We start from the raw sequence: 10,440 nt of genomic DNA, 5'->3' as shown, positions 1-10,440 counted from the left end.
GGGGGAACTGCGCGGGTGGGGGGGGAATTTAAGAACCTCAGGGCATGATGCGTACCACCCGCAGCCCTTCATTGCGGCGCAGCACCAGCATCAGCAGCGGCTCGTTCTTGTCTGCCTTTTTCATGATCGCCTGGTACGATTTGAGGTCTTCCACCTTCTGGCGGTTGATGCCCTTGATGATGTCGCCCGCGCGCACACCGGCATTTTCCGCCCGGCCGCCGTTTTCCACATCCATCACCAGCACACCGGATTCTTCCTTGTCCAGGCCGAACTGCTGGGCCCGTTCCGGGGTGAGTTCGGCCACTTGCAGGCCGAGGGCGTCGCTTTCTCGCTGTTCCACGGCGGCGCGCACTTGCTGATCCTCCCGCTTGGCCACGACGGCGGTCAGCGTGCGCTGCCGACCGTCCCGCACCAGGGTGATCTTGGTCTTTTCACCGACGGGGGTGTTGGCGATGATGGCCGAAAGCTCGCGCCCGGTGGCCACCGGCTGATCGTTGATGGAGGTGATGATGTCGTTCTGACGCACACCCGCCTTGTCGGCCGGGTCGCCTTCGAACACCTGGGTCACCAGGACCCCTTTGCGTTGTTCGAGGCCGTAGTACTCCGCCAGCTCGGGGGTCACATCCTGAATGGCCACGCCCAGCCAGCCGCGGGTCACCTCTCCCTTGTCCTTGAGTTGATTGACGATGGTTTTGGCCATGTTGATGGGAATGGCGAAGCCGATGCCCTGCCCGCTGGCCACGATGGCGGTGTTGATGCCCACCACCCGTCCCTGCAGGTCGAGCAGCGGCCCGCCGCTGTTGCCGGGGTTGATGGAGGCATCGGTCTGGATGAAATCGTCATAGGGACCGGCACCGATAACCCGCTTTTTGGCGCTGACGATGCCGGCGGTGACGGTCTGCTCCAACCCGAAGGGGCTGCCGATGGCCACCACCCAGGAGCCGACCTTGATTTCTTCCGAGTCGCCCAGCACCAGAGGCATGAGTTCCTTGGCGCCCTTGATTTTGATCAGCGCCAGGTCGGTGTTGGGATCTCGCCCCACCACTTCCGCTTCATATTCTTCGCCGTTGGAGAGGCGCACTTTGATCTGGTCGGCATCCTCGATCACGTGGTTGTTGGTGACGATGTATCCCTCGGCGTCGATCAGAAAGCCGGAACCCAGGCTGCGCTGGCGGTAATCCCGCTGGGGCTGATCGGAAAAGGGGCCGAAGAAATCTTCGAAGGGATGGCGCCGATTGCCGCCGAAGGGGTCGCCGAAAAAGTGGCGGAAAACACGGCCGCCGTCCTTGACGGTGCGTTCGGTGCGAATGTTGACGACGCCGGGTCGGGCCATTTCAGCCAGCTCCGAGAAATTGGCCGGCACCATGATCACGGGTTCGACGCTGTCGCGGGCGGCGCTGTAGCCCGCCGGTAACAGCAAGGCGAAACTCAATAGAACGGTCAGGCAGATATAAAGTGTCTTGCGCATCGCTGGTCCTCCTGTCGGCTGCGAAATCAGCAGGTTGTGTTTGATTGCACGCATAATAACGCACCAAGATGACGACAACATGATGGCAATATTGCCATTTGGTAATCTTGCGGGTCGTGGGCAAGGTAAAGAGGGGTGCCGGGCGACGCGCAGCCCGGTCAGGGATTGGCGGCCGGCGGCAGGTGGACGGTGAAGGTGCTGCCCCGGCCCGGTTCGCTTTCCAGGGTGATGCGGCCGCCATGGGCTTGGGCCACTGTGAGCGCCAGGCTCAGCCCCAGGCCGGCGCCGGCGTGGCAACGGCTGCGGTCCCCGCGGTAGAAACGGTCGAACACCCGCGGCTGCTCTTCGGAGGGGATTCCCTCACCGGTGTCCGTCACCGTCAGCCGGATCTCCCCGTGGGGACCGTGCAGCGCCAGGTCCACGGTCACAGTGCCGCCGCTGTCCGTGTATTTAATAGCGTTGTCGATCAAGTTGGCCAGCATTCTCTGAAGCATGGGGCCGTCGCCGTCGATCCGGCAAGGGGTGCCGGCGGCGCATTCCAAGGCGATTTGCTTGTCCTCGGCCAGGGCCTGAAAAAGGTCGCAGGCCACCTTGACCAACTGGTCCAGATCCACTGGCGCCAGGACCGGCGGGGCGGTGCCCGATTCGGTGCGGGCGATGGTCAGCATGGTGTTGATCATATCCAGCAACCGGTCACACTCCTCTATGGTATTGGCGGCCATCCGGGCGTAGCTCTCCAGGTCGGGATCGTGGGTCAGGGTCACCTCCGCCAGTCCGCGAATGCGGGTGATGGGGCTGCGCAAATCGTGGGCGATGTTGTCGTTCATTTGGCGCATTCCGGTCACCAGGCGGCGGATGCGATCCAGCATCTGATTGAAAGTCACGGCCAACTGGTCGATCTCTGCGTAGCGGTGCTGCACGGGCACGCGGGTGTCCAGGTCGCTTTCGGAGATCTGACGCGCCGTGCGGGTCACCGAGCCCACCCCCGACAAGGCGCGACGGGCCATGAACCATCCGGTTCCCACCCCCAGGACCAGCAAGCCGCCCATGGTGAAGAGAAAGATGCGCACAAAGGTTTGCAGCAGCCGGTCGTCTTCTTCCAGGGAGGCCCCCAACTGCAGGATGATGTTGTCCCCCAGACGCATGTACAGCACGCGCACGCGGAAGGACTGTTCGCCGGGCGTTTGGGTGGCGAACCAGTGGGGATGGCCCAGGAAAAGGGCGTCCACGGCGTCGCGCCGAATGCCCACCGGGCCCCAGTGGCGCATATCGGAAGAGGAGAAGACCAGACCGCTGGGATAGAGCAGCCGGAAGAACATCTGCTTCTCGCCGGCGGCCTGGGCCTGCAATGTGGCGGCCCGTTGCAGCATGGCGTCGCCTTCCCGGGCGTGGATGCGGGCCAGTTGATTGGCGTGGGTGAGCAGATCGGCATCGGTGCGCTGGTTGACCGCCTTGACCATCAATACATAAAACAGCACGAAAATCACCAGGGCGGACATAACGAAGATGGCCGCGTACCACAGGGTCAGGCGGAAGGCCAGGGTGCGTCCCACGCTAAGCCTCCTGCCGCAGCACGTAACCGACGCCGCGTACGGTGTGCAGCAGCTTGGTGGAAAAACCCCGGTCGATCTTGTCCCGCAGGCGGCAAACGCGAGCCTCCACCACGTTGGTCTGGGGATCGAAATTGTAGTGCCACACGTGCTCCATGATCATGGTCTTGGAGACCACCTTGCCCGCATTGCGCATCAAATAGGCCAACAGGGCATACTCCAGCGGCTGCAGCTCGATGCGCCGGCCGTCGCGGGTCACTTCCCGCGTGACCAGATCGAGGGTCAGGTCGCCCAGGGTCAGACGATTGGACTCCGCCGTGCCCGCCGCGCGCCGCATCAAAGCCTGCACTCGGGCCAGCAGCTCGGAAAAGGCGAAGGGCTTGGGCAGATAGTCATCGCTGCCGGTTTCCAGCCCCTTGACCCGGTCGTCGACCGAATCCTTGGCGCTGAGAATGATGACCGGTGTTTTGATTTTGGCCCGGCGCAGGCGGGCGATCACCTCCAGGCCGTCCAGTCCCGGCAGCATCAGGTCCGCGATGATGACATTGTAGGGTTCGCCCAACCCCAGGTCCAGGCCCTGTCGGCCGTCGACGGCGTGGTCCACGGTGAATCCGGCCGCCGTCATCCCTTTGATGATGAAGGCCGCGATTTTTCGATCGTCTTCGATAAGCAGCAGGCGCATGGCATTGCAATCGCTGTTTGGTGTTGCGGCGGAGGAGACGTGCCGATGATCGGTTCGGCCTGAGTTTTGGCTTGGGCGCCCTCCCCACCAGTTTCGGCAGCTATTATAATGCCCTTGGTGCGGCAGGGCAATGCGTGCCGCACCCTGTTTTTGCTTGCTTGATGCAGGGGGTGGTGTTAAGTCGCGATTGCATGAGGTTATGCCGCAGCAGTGCATTTATTTCCTTGAACCGGTGGAGAAGGAGAACGTCATGGGACTCCAGGAACAGATAAAGAAGGATTTGACGGCGGCCATGAAGGCCAAGGACGAGGAGAAGAAGAGCATTTTGCGGGTGATCATGGGTGAATTCGGCCGCCAGGCGGGCAAGGAGCTGCCCGACGCCGAGGTGATCAAGATCATCAAGAAGCTGGTCAAATCCGAAAAAGAGGTGCTGGCCCAATCGGGCGGGGACGAGACCAACCGCTTTGTCGAGGTGGCCGAAAGCTACCTGCCGCGCATGGCCACCGAGGATGAAATCGCCGCCTGGATCCGGGACAACATCGATTTTTCCCAATTCAAGAACAAGATGCAGGCCATGAGCCCCATCATGGCCCACTTCGGCGCCTCGGCCGAAGGCAACACGGTGAAAAAGATCCTTCAGGAAATGTAATGGCGGTCGACCCGGCCACCTTTCGAAAAGCGGGCAAATAGGGATATCCCTCGGCAAAATATAGGATAGTCCCCGTTGCACGCCCGAGGTGGCTTTGTTAGACTCCGTCATGGTTACTCCATAATGGATCCATTGGAGGGATATGATGAAGTCGCTTCGCAAGGTCCTTTTTTCAAACACCACCGTCTACGTTGCCATCGCCTGCCTATTTTTGATGCTTTCGGCATGTGAGCCCCGATGGGGCGATTCTGGTTGTGATCCCACTGTTACGCCGTCGATGCCCATCGCCGAGCAGTACGCGGAGCAGGGATCGTACAGCACCACAACGACCCGCGTCAGTGGTTTTCGCATCTACCACCCGCACCATATGGACGGCTACCACCCCATCATCACCTGGGGCAACGGCACCGGCGCCCCCACCATGGGTTACACCGGGTTCCTGAACCATCTTGCCTCCTGGGGGTTCGTGGTGATCGCCTCGGACAGTTCCATGACCGGCAGCGGCGAAGAGATGCGCGCCGGGGTGGATTACCTGCTGCAACAGCACCAGGATCCCACCAGCCCCTTTTACGGCATGCTGGACACCACCAAGGTCGGGACCACGGGCCACTCCCAGGGCGGCGGCGGGGCCATCAACGCCGCCACGGACCCCCGGGTCACCTGCTCGGCCCCCCTGGCGCCGTCCCCCGGCGATATCCGCAATGTCCGCGGCCCCATTTTTCTGGTGGCGGGCGCCAACGACACCCTGGTGTCCCCCTCCCTGGTGCGCAGCACCAGTTTCAATCGCGCCACGGCACCCACCTTTTTCGGCATCGCCAAGGGCATGGACCACATGAGCTTCACCGGCAACCTGGGGTTGGCTCGCGGCTATGTCACCGCCTGGTTCATGTACCACCTGCAAAACGACATCTACGCAGGCGAGGCGTTCATCGGCCGCTGTGAAATCTGCAACGACACCAATTGGGACGTGTCCCAAAAGCATTTCTAATCCGTCGCCGCCAACGACACCCGCTCCAAACCCGCCAAGCGGTCCCGGTTCATCCGGGGCCGCTTGGTTTTTGATGCAAACGGACAATCGTTCCACCGTGATGTGACGTTGGCGCGGCAAGTCCTGTTGCGCGTACCGTGGCGGATCCCCCGACGGACCGTTTGCCTGTTTGACATTTCCCACGGGGTCGGTGTACTGGCTTTGCAGCGGTGATCGACCCGAATTTGTAGAGGCGTTCACCCAGGCTCCTGCCAACCAAGCCAAAGGACAGGGAGTATGCCCATGAACATTTTGGCCCTCAACGCCAGTCCGCGAACAGGCATTGAAAGCAAAACCGAAATCATGCTGGAACATCTGACGGCCGGCATGCGCGAAGCGGGCGCCGCCGTGGAGGTCGTCCACCTGCGCGACAAACGGATCGAACACTGCACCGGCTGTTTCACTTGCTGGACCCGCACCCCCGGCCAATGCGTGCTCAAGGACGACATGAGCGCCGAGCTGCTGCCCAAGCTGCAGGCGGCCGATGTGGCGGTCTACGCTTCGCCGCTGTACTTCCACACGGTCAATGCCCGCATGGCCTGCTTCCGGGAACGCACCTTGCCAATGGTGCAACCGTACTTCGTCCAGAACGCGGAGGGCATTACCTATCATCCGTTGCGGGTGCCCATGCCCGCGGAGGTGTTGCTCAGCGTCTGCGGCTTTCCGGACCTGTCGGAGTTCGAGGCCCTGGCCGATTTCATGGCGCGCACCCGCCATCCCGACGTGGCCCACGTGGCCGACATTTTCCGGACCGCCGCCGAAACCATGATGAACTCCTTTCTGCATGCCAAAAAAGAGGACATCCTGGCGGCCACCGCCCAGGCCGGCCGGGAGATCGTCACCACCATGGCGGTGGCGCCGGAAACCATGGCGCGCATCACCCAGCCCCTGATCGACACCCATCTGTTCAGCGTCATGGGCAATCTGTTCTGGAAAAGCTGCATCACCGAACAGCTCACCCCCAGGGCCTTTCGCCGCCGGAAATGCGTGCCCCGCCCCGACTCCCTGGAAACCTTCATGTTGATCATGCCCTACGGCATCAACGCCCGGTCCGTCGGCAAAGAGGCGGCGACGCTGCAGTTCCGCTTCAGCGGCGCGGTGACGGGCGACTGCCATTTTCTGATCCGGGACGGCAGCGTGGGGGCCAAGCCCGGTCATCGTCCCGATGCGGATATCACCATTGAAACGCCCTTCGACACATGGATGAACATTCTGACGGGCAAGGCGGACGGCCAACAACTGTTTCTGGAACAACAGTACCAAGTCAGCGGCGATCTGGATCTGATGCTCCGCCTGTTCGCCAAATCATCCTGAAGCGGCGGCAAAAAAGGGGGCGTGGTTGGAAGTGAAGATGGGCGGATCGCGGCGTAGAATGGGCTGAACGGCCGGATGGCGCTTGAATCTGCGATCCAGAAAGCGGCGCACCTTGGCCCGATCCCAGCCGCGGGGATGAACGAAATCGCCGTAAAAGGCCAGGTCCCCCGGATAGAAGTCGCTTACCGTTAAATCCGCCGCATCGGGGCTTGCCAGGGGCAGATTGAAGATGGCCAGGTTCAAAAACGAAATAGCCGTCGCATGGGCCGCCACGAAGTCCAGGGTCCGCAAGGCGGCGGCCTCGTCTTCGGCCGGCGTGCCGAACAACAAGTAGACATAGGTTGCGATGCCGGCCCGCCGCAGATTGTCCAGCACCCGGACGGCGGTGGGCAGCGCCACCCCCTTTTGCAACCGGTCCAGCACCCCCTGATCCCCCGACTCCAGGCCGAGCTTGAGCATCACGCATCCGGCCGCCGCCAGCCGGCGGCAAGCTTCCGGATCATCCAATGGGTGGCCGATGCGTGCGAAACCGTACCAGGGAGCGCCGGGGGGATGCGCGGCCAAGGCTTTCAGCAACGCCGGCGACAGGGCATTGTCCAGCAAATGGATCAATACCGGACGGGTGACGGCCGTCAAATGACGGAGCTGCCCGACCGCCAGCGAATGGGGCAATGGCCGAAAGGGTCGCTGTTCGGCCCGCTCGGGACAAAAGGCACACCGACGCCACCAGCAACCATCGCCGGCGCTGAAAGGCAAAATGAAGCCGGGGCTCAGATAGGGCTGTGCCGCCAGATCGTTGTAATCCGGCAGCCGGCGGCCGCATTCCCGCAACATCCTGTCACCGTGACCCATGGACTGCAGCAGATGGGCCTCACCGGGCCCTTCTACCATCTGCTCCACCCACTCATCGACACCGGACGGCACCCGGCCGCCCCGCAACCAGGAGGTTACCAAGCCGCCGCCGATGACGATGCGCGCGGCCCCGAGACGGCGACGCAGCAGCCCGATCAGCGCGAAGGCGCACAGCGCCTGGGAAAGAAAATTGATGGAGATGCCCACCACCGCCGGCTGCAAATCCGCCACCCGCGGCAGCAATTGCGCCTCGTAGTAAGCGAAATAGGGGTTGCGCTCGGGGTTGCGGGCCGCCCGGCGCAAATCCCGGCTGCGCAAGGGGGACCATCGCGCGTCCCGGTAGTCCGCCAACCCCGCCCGAACGTCCGACACCCGGCCTTCGCTGTCCAACAAGTGCCCCAGATCCGCCACCGCCCGGCGATACCGATCCGCCTGCCGCCCGATATCCGCGGACCGCAACACGGTCAAATGGTCGTCCAAATGGCGCTGGGCCCGTCGGGACCAGGTGTCATCGCCCACCCGCAGATGGCCCAACCGGAAGTACAACCCCTCCAGGTTGGCGTCGATCACGGCACATCCCACCCCGTCGGCCCGCAAAACCCCCGCCAACCGCGCCACCCCCGCCGGAGGCTCGCCAGGCTTGACAACCGGGGGATGAATCAAAACCACCCCCCCACCCCGCGCTAATCCCGCAACAACCATCCCCATCCAATCAACAAAAGATCTTCACCAAAAACATCTCTTCCCAACCAACAAGCCTGCATCCAAAAAAAAGTATCTGGTTATGCACAAAAAAAGGTTAAGGCTTGCCCCATTCGAAATCGAAATCGAAATCTTTCAACCAGCCATCACAAAACCCATCCAATCGCCCACCCCAACCCCCTATAATCGATAGCATTCCTTAACTTAAAACTTAAAACTTTAAACTTAAAACTGTCTACAATTTGTCTCCCTGGTAAAAGCGAGCAGTACTAACGAAAGAAGCATCCACGCCAGCATAATGCCAAAGCCGGTCTGGTAGCAGGACAAATCGTAGAGCCGGATGCCGTCCGCCGTCGCGCCCTGCCAGTTGCGGTCCAGTATCGCGCCCACGACAGGTTGCAGCACCATGGGGCCGATCATGACCCCCATGTTAATCACCCCGGAGATGGTGCCGGCAAGATGGGCGGGCACCGACTCCTTGGCGAAGGCGAAGCTGATGATCATGGTGCCGGAAAAGAATCCGGCCACGACCAGGGCGGTCAACAGGATGGGAAAAGGCAAACCGGGCACCAGCAGGGCCACCGTCCAAGCGCCCAAGGCCACGGCCACACCGCCCAGGTAAACCGCTTTGCGCCGTGCAAGACGGTCGGAGAGCCAGCCGAACAAAAGCCCCCCCAGGGCCATGGTGATCAACACCGTGGAGGTGAGCAAGGCGGCGCGGGCGGCCGACATGGGATAGTGGGTGCTCAGGTAGGGCACCCCCCAGAGGCCGGCGAAGGTGAGCACTGTCCCCACCACGCCGGCGGGAATGACAAAGAGCAGCCAGGTGTTGCGATAGCCAAACACCTGGACGACCCCGGCCAGCATGCCGGTACCAGCGCCACCGCCGGCGGCGGAACCGGGTGGTATCCAATCTGCGAACCCCTTTTCGTGGGGGTGATCCTTGACCAGCAGCCGCAACACCACGGCCACCAGCAGTGTCACACCCGCCATCACCAGCATGATGGTCCGCCATTCGAAGTGGTCCATCAGCAGCCGCAGGGGGGTGCCGGCGGACACCGCACCCACCATGCCGCAACACAGAGTGACGCCGGAAACCATGGCGAATTGGTGGGGCGGAAACCAACTGTTGGTCAGTTTGAGCAGGCCCACGAAGGCCACCGCCACCGAACCACCGATGAGCAGCCGCCCCAGTCCGGCCCACACCACGGTGGGCGCCAGGGCGAAAAGGGCCGTGCCGAGGGCTGCCACCAGGGCGCCGGTGCTCAACAACCGCCGCGGCCCCCAGCGGTCGGCCAGCACCCCCGTGGGTATCTGCATGGCCACGTAGCTGTAAAAATAGTAGGCTGAAAGATTGCCCAGGGCACCGGCCCCGATGTCGAAATCGCGCATCAGCTCGCCGGTCATCACGGCCGGCGCCACCCGCTGAAAAAAGGCGAGCAGATAGAAGAATGCCCCCAGGCCCCAGACGAACCAGGCCCAATGCAACGGCGGTGGTGATGGTAATGAAGGTGAATGGTTTCGGTTCATGGCCCTTTGTGCCTTGCGGTTTGAAAAGGCGCACTATAACGCGAAAAAAGGAGCGCGCAAAGGCATAAAAAGGGGCCGAATCGAGTAAAGTTTCCCGAATTTGTGCCGATGATGGGGTAGGCATGGGCGGGCATGAGCACCGCAGGCGGCGGGATAGATCCGCGCCGTTCAATCACGACAAGCTGGAGGCAGAATGGATCCCAACTATATCAAACCCTTCGTGGTCGCCGTGAAACGGGTGTTCGAGACCATGATATCCGTACCCTTTTCATTGGGCAAGCCGGTCCTTAAAAAGGGCAACGAAGTGCCCCACGAAATCAGCAGCATCATCGGCCTCTCCGGCAACGTCAGCGGCTGCGTCGTGATCAGCCTCTCCCAGGCCGTGGCATTTCAATTGGTAGAAGCCCTGATCGGCGAACCGGTCAGCGAGCTGGACGAAGTGTGCACCGACGCCATCGGCGAGATCGCCAACATGATCGCCGGCAACGCCAAGACCGATTTCCCGAGCAACAACAACAGCATCTCCGTGCCCAGCGTGGTGGTGGGCAAGCACAAAGTGAGCTACCCCTCGGGCATCCCCATCATCAACATTCCCTGCACCACCGACAAAGGCGAAATGATCATCGAAGTGGCCCTGAAGGTCAAAGGCGACTGATCGGGGCGTAA

At 62.0% G+C, this 10,440-nt stretch carries 9 protein-coding genes; 4 read left to right on the top strand and 5 right to left on the bottom strand.

What is annotated here, in order from left to right; genetic code table 11:
- Positions 1-37: 37 nt before the first annotated feature.
- From MRX98_RS16540 to MRX98_RS16530, 3 genes are all read right to left on the bottom strand, one after another.
- Positions 38-1,468, bottom strand: coding sequence for a DegQ family serine endoprotease (locus tag MRX98_RS16540; protein ID WP_246912543.1), 1,431 nt, complete (start codon positions 1,466-1,468; stop codon positions 38-40).
- Positions 1,469-1,626: 158 nt separating this feature from the next.
- Positions 1,627-3,021: a sensor histidine kinase gene (locus tag MRX98_RS22200; protein WP_246912539.1), complete on the bottom strand. Its 1,395-nt coding sequence runs from the start codon at positions 3,019-3,021 to the stop codon at positions 1,627-1,629.
- Between the two features lies 1 nt (position 3,022).
- Positions 3,023-3,700, bottom strand: a complete 678-nt coding sequence (locus MRX98_RS16530; RefSeq protein WP_246912536.1) for a winged helix-turn-helix domain-containing protein — start codon at positions 3,698-3,700, stop codon at positions 3,023-3,025.
- A gap of 250 nt (positions 3,701-3,950) precedes the next feature.
- Between MRX98_RS16530 and MRX98_RS16525 the strand changes: the two genes are divergently transcribed.
- The 3 genes from MRX98_RS16525 to MRX98_RS16515 all read left to right on the top strand — a co-directional run bounded on the left by MRX98_RS16525 (position 3,951) and on the right by MRX98_RS16515 (position 6,690).
- Entirely contained in the window at positions 3,951-4,349 is a 399-nt protein-coding gene (locus MRX98_RS16525; protein WP_246912533.1) for a GatB/YqeY domain-containing protein, read from the top strand.
- A gap of 142 nt (positions 4,350-4,491) precedes the next feature.
- Entirely contained in the window at positions 4,492-5,337 is an 846-nt protein-coding gene (locus MRX98_RS16520; RefSeq protein ID WP_246912531.1) for a poly(ethylene terephthalate) hydrolase family protein, read from the top strand.
- 282 nt (positions 5,338-5,619) lie between these two features.
- Positions 5,620-6,690 (top strand): NAD(P)H-dependent oxidoreductase, encoded by a 1,071-nt coding sequence (locus MRX98_RS16515; RefSeq protein WP_246912529.1) that lies wholly within the window; start codon positions 5,620-5,622, stop codon positions 6,688-6,690.
- On the opposite strand, the gene MRX98_RS16510 is transcribed toward MRX98_RS16515, so the two are convergent.
- Positions 6,682-8,205 (bottom strand): B12-binding domain-containing radical SAM protein, encoded by a 1,524-nt coding sequence (locus MRX98_RS16510; protein WP_246912527.1) that lies wholly within the window; start codon positions 8,203-8,205, stop codon positions 6,682-6,684. The two genes, MRX98_RS16515 and MRX98_RS16510, sit on opposite strands and share 9 nt — an antisense overlap.
- 264 nt (positions 8,206-8,469) lie before the next feature.
- Positions 8,470-9,774 carry an MFS transporter gene (locus tag MRX98_RS16505; RefSeq protein WP_246912525.1) on the bottom strand — a complete coding sequence of 435 codons (1,305 nt, stop codon included), beginning with the start codon at positions 9,772-9,774 and terminating at the stop codon, positions 8,470-8,472.
- 193 nt (positions 9,775-9,967) lie between these two features.
- Between MRX98_RS16505 and MRX98_RS16500 the strand changes: the two genes are divergently transcribed.
- A complete protein-coding gene (locus tag MRX98_RS16500; protein ID WP_246912517.1) occupies positions 9,968-10,429 on the top strand; it encodes a chemotaxis protein CheX in 462 nt (153 codons plus the stop codon).
- Positions 10,430-10,440 lie beyond the last annotated feature (11 nt).

Origin of the sequence: Desulfatitalea alkaliphila, from assembly GCF_022968795.1 — a bacterium.
Lineage (GTDB): Bacteria > Desulfobacterota > Desulfobacteria > Desulfobacterales > Desulfosarcinaceae > Desulfatitalea > Desulfatitalea alkaliphila.
This window is presented reverse-complemented; position numbering and strand designations above follow the sequence as displayed.